We start from the raw sequence: 24,851 nt of genomic DNA, 5'->3' as shown, positions 1-24,851 counted from the left end.
CTCGTCCGCTCAGGACAGCCGACTCAACCAGGATGTCGTATCGCCTACCCATGTCGTTAAGTAACTCTGGCTTGGGTGCCAAGTAATACTATTTCACTTTATTAGGACTTACGTACCAGTAACAGAAAAATGAACCGCCTAAGAGTTGTGAAGCGCTCTCTTTGCTTTAGTCCACGAAACATCAAGGTTTCACCCCAGTTTGACAGAACAGCGGTATGTTCAGCCTAAAACTTCGGGAAGCTTTTCTCCATGCTTATGCTCTTCGCTACTTTCCAAACATCCTCTAAACTTGGGTTTAATCACTTAATTACTGCTATGAATCAGTTCAAACCCTTTTATTCCTCTGGATAAAAGGGTTCATTTACTATTTATCCCCTCCGGAGAGTGACAGAAGAGGGATAATAAATAATAAATTAAGAACTAAGTGCCTACGTGTTTTTATCATCAATAAAGCGGTAGAAGTAAGATAACTTTAAAAATGCACCTTAAGTCAGCACTGATTTTTCTCAATAAAGCGCTAAAAGTAAGATAAATTTAAGATGCAAATTCTATAATCCTAATACCATAGGGGTTTTAGAGTTAACAGAAAAATGTACTTTTTTTATTTGTTGTTAGTGGATATTATTCACCGTTAGTTGAGCAATCATATCTTACACGATGAATAGGATAGTTGGTAGAATTCCAAAATTGGTTTCACTCACCCTAGTAAAGCGTAGCTTTACCAGGAATATGTCAAAATAAGAAGGCGTATTATTTGTATTAGTACACCTTACAAAATTGGCATGGCTGAAGGGCTTATTCAAAGGATATTTTATGATTAGGTGATCGCTTCAATTCCAACACAGATAAGATCAGAGGAATAGGAATGATTAAGAGAGTGTAGAAGTGGGTTAACAATTTTACTAATAGCTGTTGTCCAGGATTGTTGACGAGATCGAGAATGGGATGTCCCAAGGCACTTGAAATTCCAACGACGGTATATCCTACTGTTACTGCGAATAACGTTATCAGATAGGCAATGGCAAGGGGACGGCTATTTTTAAAGGGCAGTGCTTTCATCGCGTAGAAGTACAAAACATTCTCGAAGGCTACTAAAAACAGAAGAAACTGAAAGCCGATATAGGGGAGATAATGATACAAGAAGTTTACTTCTGGACTCCAGACAAACACAATTCTGAACCAGACAGTCAAAAGAATTTCAATGGGCAAGAAAATTGCCGAGACGATATAAACATATAGTGGAGCTTCGTTTTTCCTATACGCATCTTGAATTCTCAAAAAATCAAAAATTATATAGAAGATAAAAGGAACTTCCCACAATGGTAGGAGCATCGCCGAAACCGTTCTACTGGGTTCATGATCCAACCAATTACAGGGGTGATTAAACCCAAATAATTTATAGATTGCAGTGGTATGGGGATCAACGTCAACCAATGTTTCAGTCAAAATCGCTCCCACAAGCAGTATGAGAATTAATCCTACATAGGAAATAGTTCTAAGAATTTCTGGATTAAACGTCAAACTAAAAGTATAGTTGAGTGGCTTATTATTGGTTGAATTGTCAATAGTCATATTCGTTTTAATTCAATAAGATTTTCATTTTGAATAACTGAGTAATTAAGGTTTGAAAAACCTTACTATTGATCAATTTAGGAAAATTTTGCTGAAAACCTTCTACAGATTTTTCGGTCGGTAATCTGAAAACGAAACCCAACCGCATCTATACAGCAACCAAACTGATTTTTTCAATTAGAATATAAAATATCACATAAGGGTTGAATGTGGCAATCGCTCTCAATATTTTTGGTTTTGTGACGCTCAGGATTTATGGCGATCAGATTTGTGGTTTTCAAATTCGTTTACACTAATCAACGCTGAAAGTCAAGTCTATCACGATATACTCGTTGGGTTCTGACTTCATCGCGAAGTAGGCGTTTGAGCAGTTCTACTGCCAGATTTTAATGCACCATGCCTACCCCTGCCCGTGGCTCTCGTAGGTTGCTAGAACAGAATCCGGAAACTTCAAGAGCGTCTCCCCTCTATCAGGTTTCTGCGATGCGATCTCTTATAGCAGCAACGCTTCGCGATCGCTTTCAGCCTCTACTCATCCCTACTCAATCTTCCAATTAGGCGTTAAACCCGAAGTAACTTGGCTATACATTTGCAAGACCGATGCAGAAATACGTCCTGAGAGTTTTGCGATCGCCTATAGCGCTCTTGTAAAATCATTTTCAATTGTTGAGAATTCACCCAGGAAAAAGTTTATGGCAGATATGTCCGGTCAAGACCCCTCGGAAATCATAATGGCAACGGTTGATGAAGAACGAAAAGGCACAACTTTCAGCGGTCAGGTCATCCTTGGTATACATCCTAAGGGTGGGCAAGTCGTTTTATTTAGCGACTTTTTAATTGAAGATTATAAAGGCGAACTTACCGCAAATCTTGCAACAGATGGCGATATAACGAAAAGCATTGATTTAGGCGAACTCGATCATAAAAACCCCAGTTTTTGGCTGCCAATTCCGCTGGGAACGGATACATCACCCTACAATACAGTCGTGTTGAGCGACAAAAAAAGCAAGAAAAAAATCCTGACGATCAATCTATAAAATTTGTAACTTAGCTTGTAGTTCAGCCAAATTCGATTGCCCTCTTGTATAGAACCCATTTGACATCTTTTACTGGGGTGCTTGGCTTTGAAGTAATTTTCCAGCTTTACAGATATATGTCGCCAATATTCGACGGTTCGGAGTCATCAACTTTGGCTGGCTCTAGAAAATCTGTTTCTACATCGTCATAGGTGACTTTCCCGACTGGCGATCGCATTCTTGACAGCGGTTCAGGAATCCTGCTCGATCAAACCAGAATCCTCGGTTAGCGTTGAAAGAGGATTTTCTTCCAATCCGCAATACATACATTTCTCAACCGGCGATCGCACTGCTGTTCGATCCGTTTCTACATCGTCATAGCAGGGTTTCCCGATTGATAAGAGGAGGCATGGGCAAGTAGAGTAGAGGAAAACTTCTTATCCTACACCCTTTTCTACCTCGTTTTAGATGCGTTTACCCTGGCTATTTTATAACTTCTTACGACTACCTACTTAACAAAAAACGGCTCTTGAGATTATTTACACAAGTAGCCTGTCAGAAGATTATAGATAGGAGAAATTGGTAAATAGTAATCCGCGATCGGATCAATAATGACATATTGAACTTGTTTAGTCTTCGTGTTTAATGTTGCCAGGATATTCTTCTGATTTAAGCTAGGAATTATAATTCCTCTTTTAGACAAACGTTGAAATAAGTATGCAGACTGAATTTTGAGCAGTTGACGCTTCTTGTCAGGATCGAGAAAACGATGTAGGGAGAACCTGAATTTTTGCAGAATTTCCTTGAAATCGGGGATATTGAAGATATGACAAAATTCAGGACTAAATCCAACTTCTGTTTTTCCCAAGGGAGTGCCCTCAATCTTTGGCATAAATAAAATTTGCTTAAAAAGGGCACTCTTGACTCGTGTTTTCCAGTGCAAGTAGACCGGACAAATCTGGAGTAGTGCTTTCTCTTGATTGGTTAACCGGGTTTCAAATTCCCAGGCTAATTGGATGCTTCTGGAAAATTGTTTTCTTGGGTTTTCTGCACCCCAGCGGCATTCTGAACATTTCAAGGCTAGATAAGAATGAGGAAAAACACCTAATTCAGAACTCTGCCTACCTAAGATGTGAATTCCTCGATTGTATTTTTCTGTATAGGGGTTGATGTTATATCTCCCCTTATTGTGTTCTAATACCGTGATGAAGTCAGTCAACTGTTGTATAAATTCAGCAAGATTGACAGATTGTTTTTGCAATTGCTGATAAATACTCAATTCCAGGTCAAGTCTGATATCCCCTTGGCTATACGTTTGAATCCCAAAAGGTGAATCGGCTTTATTCATAAGTAACATCAACCAATCTAATGAGTCAGGTTTGAACTATTTACGAGCGATATACCAGCGGATAAACAGCTTCTCTGCTTCAATCCAGATGAACACAAGAGAGCTAAATCCAATGCAAATCAATAGCTCTAATCCACTCAAGTAATGAGTATTGAAAAAGTTCCGAAGTGGTTCAACGTAAACAAGCATCAGTTGCAGGATGCTGGTGACGCCAACGGATAGCAGCACATAGGGATTTGAGAAGGGATTCACTTCTACCATCAACCGCGTATTAGAACGAATCGCCAGTGCATGTCCCATCTGAGCTAAACAAAGGGTGGTGAACACCATTGTTTGCCAGCGATCGCGGTCTAACAACTCACTTTGCACCTGTTCGGTGTAACCGTATGCCCAAACCATCATTAAGATGGTGATCACTGCCAGAATAATACCAATCCGTACCATGTAAGAGCCTAAGCCCCTGGCGAAAATGCTCTCCTTGGGATCTTTCGGTGGTTGTTGCATGACAATTGGTCTACCCGGTTCTACTGCCAGTGCTAAAGCAGGCAGACCATCAGTGACTAAGTTCATCCACAGAATTTGCAGGGGTGATAGCGGTACTCCCCCTAATCCTAATAAGGGCGCGGCGGCGATCGTCAAGACCTCTCCGATATTGCTGCCTAGGATGTAGCGAATGAAACGACGAATGTTGATATAAACGACTCGACCTTCTTCAACTGCCGAGACGATGGTGGCAAAGTTGTCATCCAGCAGTACCATGTCACTGGCTTCTTTACTGACATCAGTGCCTGTGATGCCCATTGCGACTCCGATATCGGCTTGTTTCAAGGCTGGGGCATCGTTGACTCCATCCCCGGTCATGGCAACAATCTGTCCCTGCTGTTGGAGTGCCTGAACAATGCGTAACTTGTGTTCGGGGGCAACACGAGCATAAACACTGACGTGATGAACTTCTGCTTCGAGTTCTGGCTGGGAAAGCTTCTGGAGTTCCTGTCCTGTCAGGCAGCGATCGCTCACTTTCGCAATGCCCAGGTCTTGTGCGATCGCCTGAGCGGTGAGTTGGTGATCGCCCGTAATCATCACCGGACGAATCCCTGCGGCACGGCATTTTTCCACCGCATCGCGCACCTCCGGACGAGGAGCATCCAGCATTCCCACTAATCCCAACCATGTCAAGTTGGTTTCAGCCTTATCTTCTGAATCTTGTGGTAACTCTGTCAAGTTCTTATTAGCAAACCCTAAGACACGCAATCCTCGGCTGGCAAGCTGATTGTTGTACTCTAAAATTTGCTGACGTTGTTCGGTTGTAATGGGTTGAGGCTGATCGTCCTGCTGAATGTGGGTACAGCGTTCCAGCACCAGTTCGGGCGAGCCTTTGGTAAACATGACAAAGGGGCTGGTTCCCAGTTTGCTGGAGGCATCCTGCACAACAACACTCATTCGCTTGCGTTCAGAGGAAAACGGAAACTCGGCAACACGAGGTAACTGCTGCTCTTCCTGGTCTTTGCGGAATCCCCCTTTTCCGGCGACTGCCAGCAGTGCTCCTTCGGTTGGATCGCCCAAAATTGCCCAGTCGCCATGCTCTTTCTGCAACACAGCATCATTGCAAAGCACACATGCCATCAGCAGCGATCGCAATTCGGGTTCTGCCGACCCGGAAATTTCTGGCGACGATTCTGCATGAGCCTGCTGATAGAATTTGCCTTCAGGACTGTATCCCTCACCCGTCACACGAGCGGCGTAGCGATGGGTATGGACGGCCTGCACTACCATTTTGTTTTGCGTCAGGGTTCCCGTTTTGTCCGAGCAAATGGTGGTGACAGAACCAAGAGTTTCCACCGCAGGCAATTTGCGGATTAGGGCATGGCGCTTCACCATGCGTTGGGTGCCCAATGCCAGGGTAACAGTAATCACGGCAGGTAAGCCTTCCGGGACAACCGCAACCGCCATACTCAGAGAAACTTTGACCAGTTCCTCAAACAATGAAGGATTGAACAGCGTCCCACCAGCAATGACGAACGCTACTAGAATCAACGATCCTGTCACCAGGGTATTGCCCAGTTGGGTCATGCGTTTTTGCAGTGGCGTTGGCTCTGTTTCAACGGATTGCAGCGCTGTGGCGATCTTACCCAGTTCAGTCTGCATCCCAGTGCCTGTCACCAGCACCGTTGCCCGTCCCTGCACGACTTCTGTTCCCGAAAACACCAGATTGATGCGATCGCCTAACGGGGCATCCTCTGGCAAAATTGCATTGGCTTGTTTTTCGACTGCGTGAGCTTCTCCCGTGAGGGCGGCTTCTCGCACCTGCAAATTTGCGGCTTCCAAAATTCGCCCATCGGCTGCCAGCTTGACCCCTGCCTCCAGCAGCATGATATCGCCCGGAACCAGTTCCTTAGACTCAACCTCTACGGCTTTCCCACCACGAAGCAGTCGCACTTTGGAGGAGGCCATGTTTTTCAGGGCTGCCAGTGCTTTTTCGGCTCCGCTCTCCTGAAGATAGCCCAGTAGCCCATTCAGCAGCACCACCGCAAAGATCGCTACTGCGTCTTTGGGAAAGATGAACTGCCCCTTTGTCAGGGATTCGCGCACATCTAGAATCGTCGAAATAATTGCAACGGCGATCAGCATCAGCAACATGATGTTCTTAAACTGATCCCACAAAATTTCCAGGGGCGAGCGCCCTCCCGTTTCGACCAGCTCGTTTGTACCGTAGTGCTGTAAATTCTGGTCAACCTGGTTCTGGGTTAAACCCTGTGTGCGATCGCTCTTGAGCAGCAAAAGGGCTTTTTCAGCTTCGATCGTGTGCCAGGATTTGCTTGTAGAGGGTTGAGAAATTTCAGACCGCGAGGAGATGGCAGACATGGGTCAACTCGTTTGCACTATAAAATAGTTCTTAAAAACTAACATCGCACTATTTTTTAGTGCAAGTTCGGGTGCATTGAAAATTCTTTTGGGGTGGTAAGGAAAAAGTAAATGGTTTCTCAGTGTAAGGCTGGCTTCAGGGTAAGGACGCTTGGTTGACCATGATGAACGATACGTTTAAACCACAGGGGTTGATTGGCAGGCAGGCTGAGCTAGAGCAAATCTGTGCAATTTTGGCGGCTGACCAAGATTTGATGCTGACTGGTGTAACTGGAAGTGGGAGGCGATCGCTGATTCGCCATGCAGCACAACAAATTGGAGCCAGAGTTTTGGAGATCGATTGCCTACGAGCCACCACCTCTTCTCGCTTTTTAGAGTTATTGGCAGAAGGGATACTTCATATCTTTGCAATACCGGAAGAACGAACGTTGATAGAGCAGTGGGCTTGTGCCTATCCTCTGCAATTAGAACAACCAACAGCCCATCAAGCCCGCTTTGTTTGGCAGGTCTCCCTTAACGATGAATGGCTGATCCTGCAAGCCTTATTGAACCTTCCCCAAGTCATAGCAGAACAGTTAAGCGGTCGAGTGGTGTTTGTCTTCCAGAATTTCCCTCATATTCGTTCTTGGGATCGGACAGGTCGATGGGAATCTTATTTGCGACAGGAAATTCAACGGCAAAATCGGGTCAGCTATGTCGTCCTGGCAACAACACCAGAAGACTGGGTGGAAGGGAGCGAGGTTCAACTAGTTTCCCTGCTTCCCCTGCAACATCAGGAACTTGAAACGTGGGTCGTTGAAGCAATGGCAGCAGAAGGCTTAAAATTTGAAGGGGATGCCCTGGAATTATTTCTGGATTACACGCAGGGGCATGTTGGAGATGCGATCGCCTTAGCGCGGCGAATTTGGAGTGATTATCGTTCCTTTTATCAGGATGAAGAAACCCAGTTTTCGTTGCCATCTTCTCCAAAACTCATCCAACTCCATCACGTCCATCGCAGCACATTAAGATTGGTCGAGGATCTGTCTGGTACCTTTGAATCTCTTCTACTCCTCCTGCCTCCCATTCAGGCACGGGTTCTTGAAAGTTTAGCGATCGATCCGACTGATAGCCCTCATTCACGCCCCTATCTTCAGAAACACCAGTTTTCAAGAGGAGGTGGGTTTCAGGGGGCGCTGACAGGATTAGAACAGAAAGGATTGATTTATGGAGCCAAAGTAGGGTATCGAGTCGCAATGCCACTCTTATCGTTTTGGCTGAAACATCGCATTTTATAGCCTGATGGCAGAAAAACTCACGCTAGGACAACACCGAACTCAGGGCTGGGATTTAGGAATCCTTTTCAATAAAACCAGAACCTTCTATTGGAGTTGAGGAAGAATTTTCCTCCAAGTCGTCATACATACATTTCTCAACGGGCGATCGCCTTGGTGTCCGATCCGTTTCTACATCGTCATAAACTCTTTTCCCGACTTGTAACCATCCCACCTGCGACTTTTCCATGAGGTCTATTGCTTCAAAGGCATAAGTCATCGCGCAGATCGCGCAGATCGCATCCTGTAAACTTCGCTTCTACCTTGCGGCTGCTCTCGAAGGGAGCGCGATCGCACCCTTCGAGAGCAGCCGGATCAGTCTTGAAAAGATAAACCGCGATCGCTGCTTTGGCACTCCTCGCAATCCTTTTCTAGTTTGTGCCCTGCATCTTACGGAACCAGATAGTAATCGCTGTCTCTACTTCCGACCCTCCTGGCTAGTGAAGCTAGAATTCGGCGCTCCGAATTCTAAAGGGCGATCGCACTCAAGATTTCCAACTCCTTGCTAAATCGGAACAACTGTGGACACCAGAGGGAACAAACTATTAGTTACAAATTCAGGGAAACGGATTTTACTTGATGACGGTGATAGTGGCGCAGGTATAAGCAAAAATCATCGATTGCGCCCGAAACCCTGATTCTCTCGTGAGGCGGATAGAGCGGGATTGATAAGCTTGGTTGAATCCGGCAATCCGAAATCTCTAAACCAACGCTAGAGGTATACTTTTCGGCATCTATTCCACGAAATCCATGTTTCGTGTAGTCTAGCGGTATTAATAAAGCGAAGCCATGAAAGTTAGCGGCAACGGGCAAGGAAAAATTCTCACAGGGGATGAATTGAGGCGGTTGTTCACCGATGGGTTGAAGTCGCCGCGCGATCGCGCTTTGTTTGCCATCTGCCTTTTTACCGGGTGTCGCGTATCGGAAGCGCTGGCGCTCCAGACCACGGACATTAAAAGTGGAACGTTGACTTTCAGGAAGTCTACCACGAAGGGAAAACTGAAAACCCGCGTTGTGGACATTCAACCTGCACTCGCGGCAATACTGGCAGAGTACCAGCTTCTCAAACCAGGGGCGTTGTTCCCGTCTGGAGTCAGGGGGAAGGAACACCTGAGTCGGTTCATGGCTGACAAGATTCTAAAAGATGCCTGCAAGCGCATAGGAGTCGAGGGGGTGAGTACCCACAGCTTCCGGCGAACTGCTCTCACCCAGATGCACAATGCTGGGATACCGCTTAGGCACATTCAAGAGATATCGGGTCACAACGACCTGGGTACTTTGCAGCGGTATCTAGAAGTATCACCAGAACAGAAGCGGAAGGCGGTATCGATGATTGGTTGGTGAGGGTTTTTGGGTGCGAGCGTCTGATTATTTTTGAAAGGACTGGTTTTAACTTGTGAGCGCGACCTTTGTACGTTGGGCGAGCGCTGGACATTTGATGAGGGGATTCTGAAGGCTTCTGGCGTTCAGACGCCAGAAGCCTTCAGAATCCCCTCATCAAATGTCATGTTCAAGTTTTGGTTGTTGAAGCATTGTTATTGAAGCGCGATTATCTTTGAAAGGTCACTTTTCACAGGCGCGCGCTGGATCGACTTTCGACCCACTGCCGAACCGGAAGTTAAGCCTCACCATTAGCTAAACTTGACATCAATTGATAGTTAACTTTGTATCAACATGGTTAATAGCTACGAATTCCCTACTCCTCGTAGTGGTTTGCTTGGACTTTGGGATCGGCTGATTGGACCGGGTGCTACCCCCGCCGAAAATATCCTGATTCTTACCAGTGCCTTTTTGGGTGCAGCTTTAGCAGCCTTTCGGCTTTGGTTGCTTGGGTTTGAGTTCTTACCGATTGCTGTTGGAGCAATCATCGGCTTCGATATTATTGGCGGTGCGGTTTGTAATGCAACCGATACGACAAAGCGTTGGTACCACCGACCAGAAGTGGATTCAGTTGAGCACATTACATTTATACTGCCGCACCTGCTCCACATTGCACTCGCGGCATGGTTTTTTTGCGTGGGTGTAGGATTTGACTGGAACTACTTCACGTCAGTGAGTGCTTGTCTACTCTTGGCGACGGCAGTTGTGTTAGCTGTACCCGTTTACCTCAAGCGACCCTTAGCTGTGGGGTTATATCTGATTGCTGTTGCAATCGGACTTTACAAAGTTGGTTTTACGCATGGGTTAGAGTGGTTCATCCCAGCATTATTCTTGAAGTTATTGATTGGTCATCTTGTGCCTGAGTGACTGTATCCTCTTTCCTCTGGTTAACCTCTCATTGCAATCAGTAATTAGCAATCAGAGGCATTGTTCCACGCCCCTCGACTCAATGAACCAGCGCTAGTTGCCAGCATCAGGGTTCCACTTGAAGCCGACCCAATCATTAATCCAAGTGGATGAGTGGCCTTCCTGGTAAGGGTTACGGCGGTTCTAAAGCAGTAGTTGGTATTTGCCTGAGTAGAAGGCGATCGCCCTGACAGCAGCGATTGAGATAGATTCAATCATCCACTTGGATAAGCATTACTCACAGCAAAGATTACAATCCCCTAGCCTTTAGGGTGCAATATTCAAACGATTAATTGGGTAATATTGCACCCTAAAGGCTAGGGGTTAAATTTTAAAATTTTACTAAGGCGCTGATTTGATGCCCGTATATAAATTGAAGGGGAGTCTACTAAAATAGACTCCCCTTGAGTGTAGGAAAAGAGCGCTCACCCGGCTGTTGATTGTGGCAAAATTGCGTAGTTACAGCACCTAAATATTAGACATTGCTTGCAACGCTACTAACTGATTGCTGCTGCTTTCGGCGGCGTTTCAGAAATGAACCTGCACCTAAAGTACCAAACGCCAGTAAACCTAACACTGAAGCTGGTTCGGGTACGCTTTCGGTTTCGCCTACTAACACGCGAAATCGTGTATCAATATCGTCTCGTGGAATACCGTTGAGGATCGCACTGCCACCTGGATACCGATCTCTTAAACCATCAATTTCCAGATACCGAAAAGGTGAGTTGGTTTCTACAATCGCTGTGTAAGTCTCACCCACTGTTAAAGGAATAGAAGAAAAATCTACATCAACATATCCCTGGAAACCTTCAGCAAGATTATCAACAATTCCACTTCCCAGGAAAGTACCAATTATTCCTTTATATAGGCTCACGGTTAGAGAAGTATTATCTGGCACTGGCGCATTGGATGGATTGTCATCTTCAATATAAAACCCTATGGATTTAATAAAAGTATCTTCTGCTGTAAATGTTTGACCAAGTGGTGAAAAAAATAGTATTTGGTTGGTACCAGTACTTTTATTTTGAATGATGGAAGCTGCTGACGCTTGTTGCACTTCCCCTAGCATTCCTAAAGCCATAAATACTGCTACGGCAGTAACCACTGATAAATTTTTCATGGTTTTAAATACCTCTATGTGTTTTAAAAAACAGGTTTCGCAGGCCGTATCACTCTATCCGTACAAGCGCGGACAGCAGTAGTTTGTATCTGCCAGGGTAGAAGGCGATCGCTGGCTGGAAGCGCAGTTCTATTAGGACAACATCTACTCTAACTAGATGCTATTTAACCCAAATTTTAGGGTGGTTCCACCTACTTGGTGACTAACTCAAGTCAGATGCTAAAGAAACCCTAAACCAACCAAGGGCAGGGGGTTTATTGTTAATGTGTCACGGCAAGATGTGCGAAACTTAACTAACTTTTCTTAGATGTTTCTTGTTTTTAGCTGATAAAGCTCCAAGCCCTAGAACAACACATAGACCAAAAAGTGCGGAGGGTTCGGGAACTGAAACTTCTGCTTCTGTGAATTCCAATACTCCTTCACTCAAAATGCGGGTTCCTCCTCCTGGTAAAGGAGTTTCGAGCCTGAAAAGTGGCGGTAAGTTAAAAACTTTTTCTTGTATGCCTAAAATAAAACTTTGAAATTCTGGGAGGTTTGGATCTGAAAATGAGGCTCCTAAGAAAATCTCTGGAGAGGAAATATCTCCTGTTATAGAAAAATTAGTAACGGAATTCGTTGAAAAACTTATATTGATGAAATTAGGCTGTGAAGGTGTTGAATTTACAAATCCTGTGAAATTAGCTTCAAAAAATATTGGCTTATAGTTATTTGTGCCGGGGAAAATAGCCGCTTTTGAAGGATCGTATATAACAGTTCCAGATAGCAAACCTTGACCATTGAGCGCACAAACACTTGGAAGAAAGGTACATTCATTACCAAATCCGAACTGTGTTTTCCCAGAAAATGAAGTCTGAATAACAGTTGCAGCGTATGCTGAATTAGCGGCGCTAGCAATAGCAATGCTTGTTGCAGCTATCGCCAAAGGTATAAAACTTTTGGATTTCATAGACTAGTATTTTGCTTGAGTATTACTCCTCAATAATACGTATATTCAGGGATGTTAATATAAAGTTATTGTAAAGCAAAGCTCGATTTTGGTAAATTTACGGTGGCTTTGTCTGCGAAATTCTTTTTACCCTATCACCAAAGCAAAACACCTGATATCTTCTATCTTCCAAATAGCGAGGGTTAAGGCGAGTCAGGAGACAGAGGGTTATCAATATCGGGTGGAGCAATATACATGAAATCGAGACAATTTTGTGTCGCTGAGCAAAACCTTCCTATGGCAGGGTTACAGAGAGAGTTTCCTTAGTGATAAATCTTAACTTTCCTTGCATCTTTTTCAACATTCTGAGATATTGAATTGAAAAAAACTAATTCAGATAGAAACTTATGGCAACTGAGCAAGAGCTTCAATCTCTTTTTAATACCTTGGATAGAGATCAAGATGGCAAAGTATCGAGTAATGAGCTTTATTTAAGCCCTGCGTTAAATGCAGTCATTTCAGCAGAGACAGGTACTAGCCCCCAGGTACTGCTAGCGACGTATCACGATGAAGAGGGTAATATTACCTTTGAAGACTTGAAACAAGCTGTTAAAAAAGCAGGGAATTTGGAATAAACTCGATCGCCCAGCCAGCAGCGATTGAAGTTAAATCCCTTATCCAAGTGGATGAGTGTCTTTCCTGGTAATAGTTGCAGTAGTTCTAGGGCAGAAAACGATCGCTGACTACCAAGGATAAGAAGCAAGTTCTTATCCTTCGAATTCGCAGGAATTTAAGCGCCGGTTGACATTAGGAGTGTAATGTCATGTTCTAGTTTTGGTTGTTGAGGCATTGTTATTGAAGTGAGGATTGTCTTTGAAAAGGCTAGTTTTCACAGGCAATGGTTCCCGGCTCAGGCAAGTTCAAATGCGGGATGTCGGTTCCAAAAAGGCCATTCGCAGCATCTCACGGAATAAATAGTAGGTAAACTGCAAGTTGGTCACTAGGTAGCGTTTCCAAAGTCTTTTAGGTTCTTGTAGCAGTCGGTAAAGCCATTCCAGACCAGCTTCTTGAACCCAGTCGGGCGCTCGTTTCTTCAGACCTGCATTGACATCAAAACTGCCGCCAACACCAATTGCCAAGTTAACGCCTAAATCTAACCAATGTTCTTCTAAGAAAAATTCTTGTCGGGGTACTCCCATACCAACGAAAAGGATCTGCGCCCCGCTTTGGCGAATCGCCTTGACGCGATCGCGTGCTTCAGCAGGAGAGAAGTAACCGTCGTCGTAGCCACAAATATCAAGTCGAGGATACTTTGATTGCAAGTTGGCTGCTGCTACTTGGATTACCTCTTGGCTCCCCCCCAGCAAGTAGACCCGGAACCGTTCCTGCTCAGCTCGTTTTGCTAAGGCATCGATCAGGTCAATACCTGTCACCCGCTCCGGCAAAGGGCGGGCAAGCCATTGTGAAGCCCAAACAATTGGTTGACCATCTGCCACTACCAAAGCCGCGTTCTTGATAAACTGCTGCAACCGTAAATTTCTACTCATCATCATCAGGATGGCGACATTAACAGTGCAGACATAGCCTTGATGACCCAACTGGATCAGTTGAGCTGCCCAGTCTACGGTTTCTTCAATGGTGATAACGTTGAAATAGCCGTGGAGAATCTGCACTTGCTTTGTAGTTATTCCTGTTACCGTATCTGCCTGTGTTACGGCATTACAACTGCTGTTAACAATCGATACCTGATTCATGGCTGCACCCTCGATAGCATCAGTAGACCATCAATCAAAAACTTGGTTGCCCAGTTGGGGTAGGACAAGCGCGTGTATCTCCCCCAAATGGGTTGAGATCCCTTCACTCCACCCCGAATGTTGGCGTCGGGGATGCAAATGTCTTGGCAAGACATGACATACCGTAGGCTAGCTGCCGCTGCCTGGTAGTGTTCCTGTGCTTCTGTTATTGCAAAGAGCTTGAGCCATACGATCGCCATCTGACAGTTACCCGTTAGGCAGCAGTAACGCCCTTGTGTCCTGCCAGCCGTGTCAATCTGACCGGGGATAAACCCATCAGAACGGATGTGGCTCTTCACAGCGTCGGCTCCCTGAATAGCAGACGCAATGTATTTCTGCTCGCCAAGGAGGAGACCCGATTCAAGTAATCCCCGAATGGCATAGGCGATCGTGTGTGTAAAGGGGGCAACACCAGGTTTGAAGGCACATTGCTCAAACCAGCCATTCCGCTGTTGGCTTAACGCCCAGTCCAAGTTTGCCCGTGCGATTCTCTCCCGGTCTGGGTTTTTGCTTAAGGTATTCAGCTTTAAAAGTGCCCAAGCCACACGGGTGTTATAAACGTGCGGGATGCCAAAGTGTGTGTTCCGAGTCCAACGTCCCTCTGCATCAGCGACTTTGACAAGCCAGTCTCCAGCTTGTTCAGCAGCTTGCAGGAAACACGGCTCTTGCGTCTCCTCAAAGGCACGAATCAGTCCTAGTAGAACTTGCCCAGTGTCGAAGACAATTCCTTCAGAACCATAGCGCGAGTCGGAAATCGAGCCATCAGCGTTCTGCACTTGTACTAGCCACTTGGATATCCTTGCTGCCCGCTGCCAGGAATCACCATCATTAAGGTGCTTAGCCAAGTCAAAGAAGGTGACGGCAATGTAGCCGGATGTCTCGCGGTAGGAGGAACGCCATCCTCCCTTAAGTGAATATCCCCAACTCACTCCGTCATCGGGGCTAACATCATGGGCTTGTTTAAGCCAGCTAATGGCTGCTGCCAAGTGTTCTTGCAGTGTGCCCACAATTTTGGGAGTAATCAATACATCTCTTGTGATTCTCCCGGTAAAACACTTCAGTAAGGCAAGTGGCTCAGTCTTAGTATTCGTAAATTTGTCAAACGTTTGTTCTCCCCTGTTGCCAATAGTTGCCTTAAGAGACAATGGCTCCTTAGGTAGTGCTTTCATAAATCCCTGTTTGAAGATTGAAGCTATATTGCGTGATGTTTTGTGAAGCTTAAGTCAATCTCTAAGTAGGGTTTCAGTGTTCATCAAATCCTTAAAAACTCAATTAATATCAATAACTTATGTTTGTAAACACTTGTTAAATAGATTTTTTCTATGAAAGAAGCTTAGACAGCTTTACTCAAATGAAACCTGAGAAAACACTATATTTCTTTACAAAATAAATTTAGAATTCTTGAGCAATATTCACGTTTGATAAGTAAGAATACTTAAAATGCCGAAAAACCTATAAGGTTTCTTAAAGTTCAGTAAAATGTTAAACTTTACCTCAATTTCATAAAACTCCTAAGTCTTTCTACTGATATGGAGGATTTACGTTCTTTCCTCAAGAATTGTAAAGATTCGCGAAAACCAGTGTTATTACTTAGCTGGTTATCCATAGTAAGTTACACATTAGTGGCGAGAACTTATAAATTTGGCTAAAGGAAGCTCACCTTCGCTTTTGTTTAAATGTACTCTTAAAGTCAAAAATCGCTCCCTTCTAGTCAATTCTGCGAGGGGTTTTGCAGTACAACGAAAGCGATCGCCTCTCAGTTTCTGGGAACACTAGGACTGTCCAGATGAGAAGGTGTGATGAACAAACTCGCTACTGCCGCTGCCCTAGTCCTGGCCTTAACCGGAATCCCCGCCACTGCCCAAAACACAGCAACAGTGATCGGCACCGGCGATGGCGATACACTCCGAGTAAAAAGCTAGGGGAAGGTTGTCACGATTCGCATGGCTTGCATTGATGCGGCATAAACAGGACAGCGCCCTTGGGGTCAGCAATCAGCAGCGAAACTCAAGCAACTTCTTCCCGCTGGCAAGGCCGTGCAGATTCGAGAGATTGAACGAGCTCGCTATGGGCGGACTGTCGCTGAACTCTACCTGGGAAAACAATCGGTGAACCTGCAAATGGTGAAGCAGGGGCAGGCTGTCGTGTATCGGCAATATCTAACCGGCTGTGCATCCACCAAGAATCAGTACCTTCAGGCTGAGGCTCAAGCCAAGCAGAAAAGCTGGGATTCTGGAATCAGCCCAAGCCAGTCATGCCGTGGGATTTTAGGAAAGGGCAATCACCCAGCAATCAACCATCTTCTAGCCCCAAGCCCAAGCCAGCCACATCTGCCCAACAAAACTGTAATCCAGCTTATCCAGGCGTATGTATTCCCCCTGGCCCACCGGATTTGAATTGCCCGGATATCTCTTATCGAAATTTCCAGGTTTTACAGCCTGACCCGCATGGCTTTGACCGCGACAGTGACGGGGTTGGATGCGAGAAAAAATAGCAGCGTTGTGAGGTGTGATCGCTCAGTTAAACGGGGAAGACTAAAAAGTAACCCGTTCTATCGCCAGTAAGGAGGTCTGCTACAAAACGCCCTTGGATGGAAATTGCTGAATCTGCTGCCCTTGTCGGCTCTGCATTGGGAACCGTCGCGGCGGCAGTCTCACAGCAGGTCGTTTATAAGGCAAAGTTTTTATGCCTTTAGTCCCAATTGGAACTAAAACATAAAAAATACCTTGACTCTAAAAGTCAAGGCACCAGGTAGCATCGAAAATTATTCGCAGTCAGATCACCGTCTTTAATTCATATTCTAGAGGTTGCAGCTAGTTACACTCACACCTAGAGGAAGAAACTGGTAGGCATTCAAAAAGAGAAGCAAGGCATCCAATCCACACAAACCTCTTACTCTCAAGTTCTGTTAGTTAATTTCGACTTATCAACTGTCACACCTACAAAACACCTTTAGCCAGGGTGTGATTAAGACGCTACCACCTCAATTACATGAGAAATTGTGGCAAGCTGTGTCGTATCTACCGCTCGTACGCCCACCCCAAGTGATCGCTCTCCTACCAGCTCAACATCTCCATCCCCACGCGCATTGCGATCAAAGTCGCCTATTAACGACTGGATAATATCCAATGGTTCATTTTCCTGGAGTGGTGTGAAACTACGAGCATTTAGCCCTCTGCCGCGACCGATCGCTTCCAACGTCTGCAAAGACTGCCGCAAGGGTTTTGTCGTTGCCAACACCAACACCTCAACAAAGCCAGACGTTCCACGTAGCCGGAACTGAAACGGATCATCCGCTTTCGGGACGGTCAATTCCTGTCCTGGCGGTACCAGTGAGGCGATGTCTGGAGCATCCCAGTAGGGATACAGCACCGTTAAATTCCCTGTAGCACCAATGACCAGCACGGCAATGTGGAGATTGCGCTGTTCGTTGTTGCGAACCTTCACCTGCATCGTTGTCCCCGTTTTTAATTGTTGCACTCCTTTGACGAGTGCGGGCGAACCGCCTTCCGTTGGTACAACAGACGTGGCAACTTGCAAGCGTGCATCCTCACTGCTGAGCGTTAGCTGGAGAAGGCGTCCTGCCAATAGGGAAATCAACCGGGGACGCAGTCGTTCAACGGCATCGGCGGCGGATTCATTAGCGCGATCAAACGTTGCCGTGACGGGCACTTGTGCGGCGGTAAACAACCCTACACTGCTTACCGGCGGGAGATTAGGTAACTTTGGCTGTGCGGCGACCAAGGCTGGAGTCAGGCGACCGAGAATGTAATCTACTCGTGTTGCTTGCCCCAAAGGGACTACCTCGATGCGTTTCACAGCTTGTAATGCGGCTTTCGCTGACTCCATCTGATCAGCCAGAGACGGAGCGAGGGCAATTTGCAATTTCAAGTCATTGGGAACGGCACGAATTCGCTCTCGCAAGAATCGTCCAGGTTTAACTGCACTGGGTTGCCCTTGACGCAGTTTGCCATAACCAACAAGCCCTCTACGACTGAGTTGCTCAATTTCTCCTAACGCCTTACCCGCCTCATCAATGATGGTGAAGACGGTACCCTGCCCAGTGGCATCAAGGGTACGGGCAGAAACACCACCCAGCCAAAACTCGATTTGTCCATTGTTCTCTCCGCGAATTACGGCTTCGGCAGCGGGTGTGGTAGGAGTGAGGAAGTACAGTGGTTGCTGGCTATTTTTCGCTGGGTTGGCTTCGTAGATGGGTTCTTGCGGCAGGCCCCAAGCATTGGCAACATCTTTAGTACTGCGAGATAAATTGACAAAGACAGTGCCAATCCCTTCATTGCGGGTACGTTGCCAAAGATAACGGGTCAGCAAATAGGTGAAAGCTCCTGCATGGAAGCCGCCAAAGGGGGCATCAGCGGCTGACTGGTCGTAACGTGCCGAGCCTAGTGCTACGCCTTTGGCAATTCCTTGATTTCGTAGCGTATCGAGTTCGCGATCGCTAAGCTTCAAATCCTTGATCCAACGGCGTTGGTATTCTACTTCGTCAGGGCTGGGGGCGGCAGTGCCACCACTCAGGCGGGAAGGAATGGCGCGAATCTCCAGGTTCCCACGAGTGCCACCGCCAGAGTGACAGCTATCGAGAACCACGGTAATATTTTCAGTGTTGACGGCTCGCATCAACAGGAATAGGCTGCGTCCCATAATATCGCGGACTTGGTGATCGCTGGAGGTGTTTGCAGGAATGCGATCAAAGGGAACCAATGTGCCATTGATACCTTGTCCTTGGTCATTTTTAAACAGGGGATTGGGGGCGTTGTCGAGGACGAGCGAGCCATGTCCGGAGTAGTGAAAGACGACAACATCACCAGGTTTGACGTTTTTGATTAAGTGATTTTCAAAAGCGTCGAGAATATTCTGGCGGGTGGGCTTGAGGGGTTCGTTGTCTGTAAAAGCTAGTTTGCGATCGGCAACCACGAGAATATTTTTAGGGCTAAAGCCGAAGCGATGCACCAGGAGTTCCCATTGCAACTCTACATCGGTCAGGCAACCTCTGAGGGAATTGATACCCTTGGGGTATCGATTGATGCCAACAAGGAGAGCAAATTTGCGGGGAGTGCCTTGTGCAAGGACTTTACCGTATTGGTTGGCTTGTTGGAGAAAATCAAATTGGCTTAACCCCAGTGTTGCCAATGTTGAGCCAGCGAATTGGAGAAAGTGACGACGCTTAATTGAGGACATAAATAAATTTTTATCTCCAGAGTATATTTGATGATTAGATTAATAGTTCTGTAAAGAACTGGTTGTAATTAATTGGCTAATTGAATCAGTCTTGCCATCAAAAATGAGCCAAGCCATGTTTTATAAACTGTTGCCAATTAGGATGAAAGGTGCCCAGTAGTAGGGGTGAGAAAAATCTGGAGTACGGCTGCGTGGGAGCTGTGCGCCTGGTTTGGGAGTAAGGATAACTTCGGCATCTGAGCGTTGTGGGGCATCCTTAGCCGTGACTTGTTTAGTTAATAAGCTCAGTTGAGCTTGCCGTAGTGCTTCCGCTTTGGTGATAGTTTTTTGGCTCGTAGCTAAATTTTTGTAAAACTGCTGCATTAGTAGGCTAGTGCTACCATCATTCACCGCCCATAAAGACGCCATCACTGCTTTAGCTCCGTTGTTGAGAAAATAGAAGCTGATGCCAGAAATTTCCGTGCCATCTTGTCCAGTACCACCCAACGCAGTTTCACAAGCACTCAGCGCGACCAATTGCAAGTTGCCAAGATTCGTCAACGTTTTAATTTGGGAAATGGGCAGCTTTTCGCCATCGCCCATCACCAGGAAGGAAGCATCGTCGCTGCCTGGTTCAAATTTGCCGTGAGTGGCAATGTGGAGGATGTTGTGAGTACTCAGCTTATCGCGTAAGGTGCGCCAAGTGAAGGCAGAGTTGAGATATTCGTTGCCCTGATAGATACCTTGGGAATCAGTGTCTGATTGCCGTACAATTGCATCCAGTTCTGTTGGAACGTTGGGTAATGGGTTAAACCCTGCCTTGGCTTCAGAAAGTCCTAATGCCAGAATCGATGTGTTTTGTACCCCCAATACTTGAGAGTTGCCCATTTGAGTGTTAGTGGAAATGATGGTAGACAGGGTATAACGTTGAGCCAAATACTGCTGACCATCAAACAGGGCTGCCATAGGAATGTAGCGGGTTACGTGGTCGAGTGAGAAGACCAAATTTTGAATTGAGTTAGCTGTGAATTCTGCTTGCAGTTCCTTGGGAATTAGCCACTCGTAAAGTTGTTTCCCTGTAGCTTGTAGTTCTTGGATATCGGAGGTGGGATTTTGCAACAACTCTCGGAATTTTAGGACGGTTTCGCTGAGTTGCTTCTGTCCAACCGGGACTGGAATACTTTTGGTGACACCACCTTTGGATGCCCAGAGAACCCAAAGTTTATCAGAAAGAACGAGCGTTTGCAGCAGGACAGTACCCGGTTGAGCGGAGACGATTTGGTCTGGATTGCCGAAGAGCTGATTAGGATCGGTGAAGATGGGATCGCCTTGGCGGTTGTCACGAACGGTTTTTTCTAGCGCTTCAACCGCACGGTTAAATTCTTTAGTGATAACTTCCCGTTGGTCTAATAGTTGACTCAGTTGATTACATTGGGATTGTTGGCAATTAACGACTTTTTGACCGAAGGCGATGAGGGTTCCATGCGTTTGCAGAACTTGGGTTTCAATAGGGTTCGCAGTGACTCCTGAAGTTTGTTCACCTGCACCAGCGTCTCTCGTATAATTGCGAATCTCTTGAATTCTTAAAAGTTCAAGAACTTGCTCCGCTTCACCAATGCGTCCCTGGGAAAGTAGCAAATCGGCAAGACGACGATAAGTTCCTTCAACTTTGCGAGTATAGGCTTCTTGGGTTCGCTTGGGTAATTGCCGGAGTTCTTGCCGAGTCGTTTCAATCACGTTGACTGATTGCTTGTAGAAAACAATTGCCAATTCTGGTTTGTTCTGTTCCACAAGCAGACTGGCAACACTGTTAAGCACGTTGACTTGGTTATTGCGGTCATTTCTTTCTTGCGAGAGCGCTAACTCCATCTGGTAGGATTCCAGCGCCTTAACAGGGTTTCTGGCACGCTGGTAGGCAAGACCAAGATTGCGAAATGCCGATTTTTGCAAGCTGTAGTCCCATCTTCTTCCACTAATCGCCAACTGCTGCTGAGAATACTCAATGGCTTTGGTATAGTCACCCAATGCAATGTAACTCTCTGCCATTCGTTGGAGAAGACTCGCCTTTTCTGCTGGATTATCCTCATCCTCCTGTTCAATAAACGTCAAAACTTTCTGATAGTTCTCTAAGGCTTTAGTAGGGTTTCCTGAAGCTTTATAACCATCGCCTAATCTCTCAAAAATATAGTCAAGATTAGTATCCTCAAAATCACAATTCTTCTGACAATAGTTTTGAACTACGGCTAAAGCTTGCTCATAGTATTCAATCCCCTTTGCATAATTAGCGAATTCACCCTCAACATAGTCCTCAAAGTCAGGTAAATATATATCTCCTAACTCCTGTAAAACTTCTGATTCTTCTAGTGAATCATTACTTACTCGTGTAATGTTTAACACCTGCTGCAAATAATCCGTTGCTTTGGCTGAATTTCCTTGCTGAGCATACGCTGCTCCCAAAGCTTTCAGAAAGTCCAACTCGTTTCTCTGCTCGTGATTTTCTCGTGCAACTTTTAAGCCTTGTTCGTGGAAGTCAACGGCTTTGGCAAACTCTTTATATTGAAGGTGGAAATCACCCAATTCTTCAAGTGCTTCCATCTCACTTTCCCGATCGCCCTTTTTTCGGGCAAGCGTAAGCTCCTGTTGGTGTTCCTTGAGCCGCTCTAAATATCTTTTCTGTCTGAATTCATCTACGGTGGTTTGATCTCCCAGTTCATCGTATGCACGCTCTAGATCTGAAAGTTCCGATCTGATGTTTTTGTCATGTTTTTGTGCGAGTTCAAGTCTTTGCTCTGCTGTCTCAATTGCTTTAGCATAGTTTGCTGTTTCCATGTAGGCTTCATAGAGCGACTCAAGAGCTTCTTCTTCACTCTCATAATCTTGGATTGCTCGTGCTAGATCCAGTCGTTTCTGAGCATATTCAATGACTTCAGGGTGCTTATCTTGAGTGCTGTACACGCGACCTAATGCCTCTAAAACCTCAAATTGACCTTGAGTATCTTTGAGTTCTTGATAGATTTTTAGTCCTTGTTGGCAAAGCTGAAGCGCAGATGCGAACTGACGTTCTCTTCGCTGCTCTGTACATTGCTCCAACAGTCGCGATGCTTCAACTTCAGCTTTAGGCAGGTATATACCTGCTAAATCTCCTAAACTGCTCAAGAACTTTGACTCTATTCGCGGACTATCGAGTTCTTGTACGATTTTGAATGCTTGCTTGAAAAAGTCGGCTGCTTTGGCTGAATCTCCTTGCTGGTGGTATGCTTTTCCTAAACCTGTCAAAAAGCTTATTTCAACTTTCGGCTTGCGACTTTCTCGGGCAATTTTTAAGCCTTGTTCATAGTAGCCAATTGCTTCGGCTTGATTTCCTGATGCAGCGTATGCTAATCTCTCTAAAACCTTAATTTGACCTTGAGTATCTTTGAGTTCTTGATAGATTTTTAGCGCTTGTTGGCAGAACTGAAGTGCAGATGCAATTTGGTCTTCTTCTTGCTGATTTTCGCATTGCTCTAACAGTCGCGATGCTTCGACTTTAGCTGTAATAAGTTCAACTTCAACTTTAGGAAGGTATATGCCTGCTAAATTTCCTAAATTGTTCAAGAAGCTTGAGTCTATTTCCTGATTGTTGCGTTCTTGTACGATTTTGAATGCTTGGTTGAAATAGTCGGCTGCTTTGGCTGAATCTCCTTGCTGATGGTACACTTTCCCTAAAAGTGTCAAAAAGCTTATTTCAACTTTCGGCTTGCGATTTTCTCGGGCAATTTTTAAGCCTTGTTCATAGTAGTCAATTGCTTTGGCTTGATTTCCTGATGCAGCGTATGCCTGTGCTAGAGATTCCAGATCGGTGAGTCCATTGCTGTCCGGTTTTGGTGCCAGTGCTAGCATTTGCTCTGCTGTCTCAATTGCCTTAGCATAATTCGCCACTTTCATATAGGCTTTGTACAGTGACCAAAGAGCCTCACGCTCATGCTTATAGTCTTGAACTGCTCGTGCTAGCTCCCGTCGTTTTTGATCGTACTCAATGGCTTCAGGGTACTTACCTTGAGTACGGTACACCCCACCTAATGCCTCTAAAGCCTCAAATTGACCGTGAGTATCTTTGAGTTCTTGATAGATTTTTAGCGCTTGTTGGCAGAACTGAAGTGCAGATGCGAACTGGTCTTCTTCTTGCCGCTCTTCGCACTGCTCTAACAGTCGCGATGCTTCGACTTTAGCTGTAATAAGTTCAACTTCAGCTTTAGGAAGGTATATGCCTGCTAAATCTCCTAAACTGCTCAAAAAACTTGAGTCTATTTCCCGATCGTTGAGTTCATATACGATTTTGAATGCTTGCTTGAAAGAGGCGGCTGCTTTGGCTGAATTTCCTTGCTGATGGTACGCTTTTCCTAAACCTGTCAAAAAGCTTATTTCAACTTTCGGTTCGCGATTTTCTCGGGCAATTTTTAAGCCTTGTTCATAGTAGTCAATTGCTTTGGCTTGATTTCCTGATGCAGCATATGCCTGTGCTAGAGATTCAAAAGCCGTGCTGCCATTGCTGTCCAGTTTTGGTGCCAGTGCTAGCATTTGCTCTGCTGTCTCAATTGCCTTAGCATAATTCGCCACTTTCATATAGGCTTCATAGAGCGACTCAAGAACACCATACTCACTCTCATAATCTTGTATTGTTCGTGCCAGCTCCAAGCGTTTCTGAGCATACTCAATTGCTTGAGGGTAATTCTTCTGAGCTAAGTACACCCGAACTAACCCGTGCAATGCCTTCATTTCACCTTGCGGGGTTTTTAGTTCCTGATAGATTTTGAGCGCTTGCTGGTAGGACTCAAGTGCAGCTGTGTACTCGTCGGCACGTCGCTGACGATTACCTTGCTTTAGCAGTCGCTCAGCTTCGGCTTGTGGCTCCTGAATGGTTTGTGCCTGAACTACTTCAGAGTGAGACAGGATTGTCGGTGGAGGGGCGAAAGAAAGTAGTAGCGTTGCGATTCCTACGGAAAACTGTGTTAACGCAAAACCAACAGACTTCGGACGGGGGCACATGCAAGTATCCTGTGTAAAAACAACTGTGGGTGTCAAGTTACATATCTTTCAGTGCAAGGAAGATATGCAACCAAAATCGACTAGCCAGCAGAAATCTCCCGCATTAAGGAAATCAGCTAGCCGCTAGCTTTTCATGAACTGTTGCCAACTAAGATAAAGCATGCCCAGTCGTAAGGATGGAAAAAATCTGGAACACTGCGGGATGGAAGCTGTGTGCCTGGTTTTGGGTCAAGGATAACTTCGGCATCTGCCCTTGTGGGGCATCTTTGGCAGTGACCTGTTGATCCTGATTCCCTATGTTATAGCAATCGCCAAGGTAATTAGGACGACAAGCATAAGACATGCTCGATTGCATCTCGCAAACAATTAAACTGGTCGAGTTGTTTGCGGATGCGGCTGTTGAGCCAAGACCA

The 24,851-nt window shown here is 45.6% G+C and carries 17 protein-coding genes and 1 pseudogene; 7 read left to right on the top strand and 11 right to left on the bottom strand.

Translation table 11 applies throughout. From position 1 onward, the window contains the following. Window positions 1-795: 795 nt before the first annotated feature. Entirely contained in the window at window positions 796-1,572 is a 777-nt protein-coding gene (locus tag NC996_RS25940) for a hypothetical protein (protein WP_190685945.1), read from the bottom strand. Window positions 1,573-2,303: 731 nt separating this feature from the next. Between NC996_RS25940 and NC996_RS25935 the strand changes: the two genes are divergently transcribed. Continuing rightward, a complete protein-coding gene (locus NC996_RS25935; protein ID WP_339380324.1) occupies window positions 2,304-2,609 on the top strand; it encodes a hypothetical protein in 306 nt (101 codons plus the stop codon). 514 nt (window positions 2,610-3,123) lie between these two features. Here NC996_RS25935 and NC996_RS25930 read toward each other — a convergent pair. Together NC996_RS25930 and NC996_RS25925 are read right to left on the bottom strand one after the other, a co-directional pair. Further along, window positions 3,124-3,936: a hypothetical protein gene (locus NC996_RS25930; protein ID WP_190685935.1), complete on the bottom strand. Its 813-nt coding sequence runs from the start codon at window positions 3,934-3,936 to the stop codon at window positions 3,124-3,126. Between the two features lie 36 nt (window positions 3,937-3,972). Beyond that, window positions 3,973-6,798, bottom strand: a complete 2,826-nt coding sequence (locus NC996_RS25925) for a cation-translocating P-type ATPase (RefSeq protein WP_190685932.1) — start codon at window positions 6,796-6,798, stop codon at window positions 3,973-3,975. Window positions 6,799-6,959: 161 nt separating this feature from the next. On the opposite strand from NC996_RS25925, the gene NC996_RS25920 reads away from it, so the two are divergent. Next, window positions 6,960-8,075 (top strand): ATP-binding protein, encoded by a 1,116-nt coding sequence (locus NC996_RS25920; protein ID WP_190685928.1) that lies wholly within the window; start codon window positions 6,960-6,962, stop codon window positions 8,073-8,075. 52 nt (window positions 8,076-8,127) lie between these two features. On the opposite strand, the gene NC996_RS25915 is transcribed toward NC996_RS25920, so the two are convergent. Continuing rightward, window positions 8,128-8,301: a hypothetical protein gene (locus NC996_RS25915; protein ID WP_190685925.1), complete on the bottom strand. Its 174-nt coding sequence runs from the start codon at window positions 8,299-8,301 to the stop codon at window positions 8,128-8,130. A 599-nt stretch (window positions 8,302-8,900) separates the two neighbouring features. Here NC996_RS25915 and NC996_RS25910 point away from each other — a divergent pair. Both NC996_RS25910 and NC996_RS25905 read left to right on the top strand, forming a co-directional pair. Beyond that, window positions 8,901-9,455, top strand: a complete 555-nt coding sequence (locus NC996_RS25910) for a site-specific integrase (protein WP_190685922.1) — start codon at window positions 8,901-8,903, stop codon at window positions 9,453-9,455. Between the two features lie 330 nt (window positions 9,456-9,785). Beyond that, window positions 9,786-10,358: a hypothetical protein gene (locus NC996_RS25905; RefSeq protein ID WP_190685919.1), complete on the top strand. Its 573-nt coding sequence runs from the start codon at window positions 9,786-9,788 to the stop codon at window positions 10,356-10,358. A 514-nt stretch (window positions 10,359-10,872) separates the two neighbouring features. Here the strand turns inward: NC996_RS25905 and NC996_RS25900 are convergent. Beyond that, window positions 10,873-11,517 carry a PEP-CTERM sorting domain-containing protein gene (locus NC996_RS25900; RefSeq protein WP_190685917.1) on the bottom strand — a complete coding sequence of 215 codons (645 nt, stop codon included), beginning with the start codon at window positions 11,515-11,517 and terminating at the stop codon, window positions 10,873-10,875. A gap of 289 nt (window positions 11,518-11,806) precedes the next feature. Then, window positions 11,807-12,463 carry a PEP-CTERM sorting domain-containing protein gene (locus NC996_RS25895; RefSeq protein ID WP_190685914.1) on the bottom strand — a complete coding sequence of 219 codons (657 nt, stop codon included), beginning with the start codon at window positions 12,461-12,463 and terminating at the stop codon, window positions 11,807-11,809. A 386-nt stretch (window positions 12,464-12,849) separates the two neighbouring features. Here NC996_RS25895 and NC996_RS25890 point away from each other — a divergent pair, with 386 nt between their 5' ends. Continuing rightward, on the top strand, window positions 12,850-13,077 hold the full coding sequence (locus tag NC996_RS25890; protein WP_190685912.1) for an EF-hand domain-containing protein: 228 nt from the start codon (window positions 12,850-12,852) through the stop codon (window positions 13,075-13,077). Window positions 13,078-13,362: 285 nt separating this feature from the next. Here NC996_RS25890 and NC996_RS25885 read toward each other — a convergent pair whose 3' ends face one another. Both NC996_RS25885 and NC996_RS25880 read right to left on the bottom strand, forming a co-directional pair. Next, on the bottom strand, window positions 13,363-14,196 hold the full coding sequence (locus tag NC996_RS25885) for a WecB/TagA/CpsF family glycosyltransferase (protein ID WP_190685909.1): 834 nt from the start codon (window positions 14,194-14,196) through the stop codon (window positions 13,363-13,365). Continuing rightward, window positions 14,193-15,404: a prenyltransferase/squalene oxidase repeat-containing protein gene (locus tag NC996_RS25880; protein ID WP_190685906.1), complete on the bottom strand. Its 1,212-nt coding sequence runs from the start codon at window positions 15,402-15,404 to the stop codon at window positions 14,193-14,195. The genes NC996_RS25885 and NC996_RS25880 overlap by 4 nt, the downstream gene beginning before the upstream one ends. 630 nt (window positions 15,405-16,034) lie before the next feature. Between NC996_RS25880 and NC996_RS25875 the strand changes: the two genes are divergently transcribed. Together NC996_RS25875 and NC996_RS25870 are read left to right on the top strand one after the other, a co-directional pair. After that, window positions 16,035-16,157 (top strand): hypothetical protein, encoded by a 123-nt coding sequence (locus NC996_RS25875; protein WP_277879750.1) that lies wholly within the window; start codon window positions 16,035-16,037, stop codon window positions 16,155-16,157. A gap of 111 nt (window positions 16,158-16,268) precedes the next feature. Further along, window positions 16,269-16,631 (top strand): annotated as a pseudogene (locus NC996_RS25870) (thermonuclease family protein); the annotation flags it as partial. Window positions 16,632-17,202: 571 nt separating this feature from the next. On the opposite strand, the gene NC996_RS25865 reads toward NC996_RS25870, so the two are convergent. The 3 genes from NC996_RS25865 to NC996_RS25855 all read right to left on the bottom strand — a co-directional run. Continuing rightward, the gene (locus NC996_RS25865) at window positions 17,203-19,434 is read right to left on the bottom strand and encodes a caspase family protein (RefSeq protein WP_190685903.1); all 2,232 of its coding nucleotides are present in this window, start codon (window positions 19,432-19,434) and stop codon (window positions 17,203-17,205) included. A gap of 120 nt (window positions 19,435-19,554) precedes the next feature. Continuing rightward, window positions 19,555-24,438 carry a tetratricopeptide repeat protein gene (locus NC996_RS25860; protein WP_190685900.1) on the bottom strand — a complete coding sequence of 1,628 codons (4,884 nt, stop codon included), beginning with the start codon at window positions 24,436-24,438 and terminating at the stop codon, window positions 19,555-19,557. Between the two features lie 148 nt (window positions 24,439-24,586). Then, window positions 24,587-24,851, bottom strand: a 265-nt coding sequence (locus NC996_RS25855; protein ID WP_348260033.1) for a hypothetical protein, incomplete at its 5' end; no start/stop codon positions are given.

Source organism: Trichocoleus sp. ST-U2 (genome assembly GCF_039961875.1).
Taxonomy (GTDB): domain Bacteria; phylum Cyanobacteriota; class Cyanobacteriia; order Cyanobacteriales; family FACHB-T130; genus FACHB-T130.
Note: the sequence above shows the minus strand (reverse complement) of the source record. Positions and strands in the feature narration are given on the sequence as shown.

What these genes read in the sequence shown, in the direction of transcription:
- NC996_RS25940 (WP_190685945.1), bottom strand. Translation starts at nt 1,572, where the DNA reads ATGACTATTGACAATTCAACCAATAATAAGCCACTCAACTATACTTTT.
- NC996_RS25935 (WP_339380324.1), top strand. Translation starts at nt 2,304, where the DNA reads ATGGCAACGGTTGATGAAGAACGAAAAGGCACAACTTTCAGCGGTCAG.
- NC996_RS25930 (WP_190685935.1), bottom strand. Translation starts at nt 3,936, where the DNA reads ATGAATAAAGCCGATTCACCTTTTGGGATTCAAACGTATAGCCAAGGG.
- NC996_RS25925 (WP_190685932.1), bottom strand. Translation starts at nt 6,798, where the DNA reads ATGTCTGCCATCTCCTCGCGGTCTGAAATTTCTCAACCCTCTACAAGC.
- NC996_RS25920 (WP_190685928.1), top strand. Translation starts at nt 6,960, where the DNA reads ATGATGAACGATACGTTTAAACCACAGGGGTTGATTGGCAGGCAGGCT.
- NC996_RS25915 (WP_190685925.1), bottom strand. Translation starts at nt 8,301, where the DNA reads ATGGAAAAGTCGCAGGTGGGATGGTTACAAGTCGGGAAAAGAGTTTAT.
- NC996_RS25910 (WP_190685922.1), top strand. Translation starts at nt 8,901, where the DNA reads ATGAAAGTTAGCGGCAACGGGCAAGGAAAAATTCTCACAGGGGATGAA.
- NC996_RS25905 (WP_190685919.1), top strand. Translation starts at nt 9,786, where the DNA reads ATGGTTAATAGCTACGAATTCCCTACTCCTCGTAGTGGTTTGCTTGGA.
- NC996_RS25900 (WP_190685917.1), bottom strand. Translation starts at nt 11,517, where the DNA reads ATGAAAAATTTATCAGTGGTTACTGCCGTAGCAGTATTTATGGCTTTA.
- NC996_RS25895 (WP_190685914.1), bottom strand. Translation starts at nt 12,463, where the DNA reads ATGAAATCCAAAAGTTTTATACCTTTGGCGATAGCTGCAACAAGCATT.
- NC996_RS25890 (WP_190685912.1), top strand. Translation starts at nt 12,850, where the DNA reads ATGGCAACTGAGCAAGAGCTTCAATCTCTTTTTAATACCTTGGATAGA.
- NC996_RS25885 (WP_190685909.1), bottom strand. Translation starts at nt 14,196, where the DNA reads ATGAATCAGGTATCGATTGTTAACAGCAGTTGTAATGCCGTAACACAG.
- NC996_RS25880 (WP_190685906.1), bottom strand. Translation starts at nt 15,404, where the DNA reads ATGAAAGCACTACCTAAGGAGCCATTGTCTCTTAAGGCAACTATTGGC.
- NC996_RS25875 (WP_277879750.1), top strand. Translation starts at nt 16,035, where the DNA reads ATGAACAAACTCGCTACTGCCGCTGCCCTAGTCCTGGCCTTAACCGGA.
- NC996_RS25865 (WP_190685903.1), bottom strand. Translation starts at nt 19,434, where the DNA reads ATGTCCTCAATTAAGCGTCGTCACTTTCTCCAATTCGCTGGCTCAACA.
- NC996_RS25860 (WP_190685900.1), bottom strand. Translation starts at nt 24,438, where the DNA reads ATGTGCCCCCGTCCGAAGTCTGTTGGTTTTGCGTTAACACAGTTTTCC.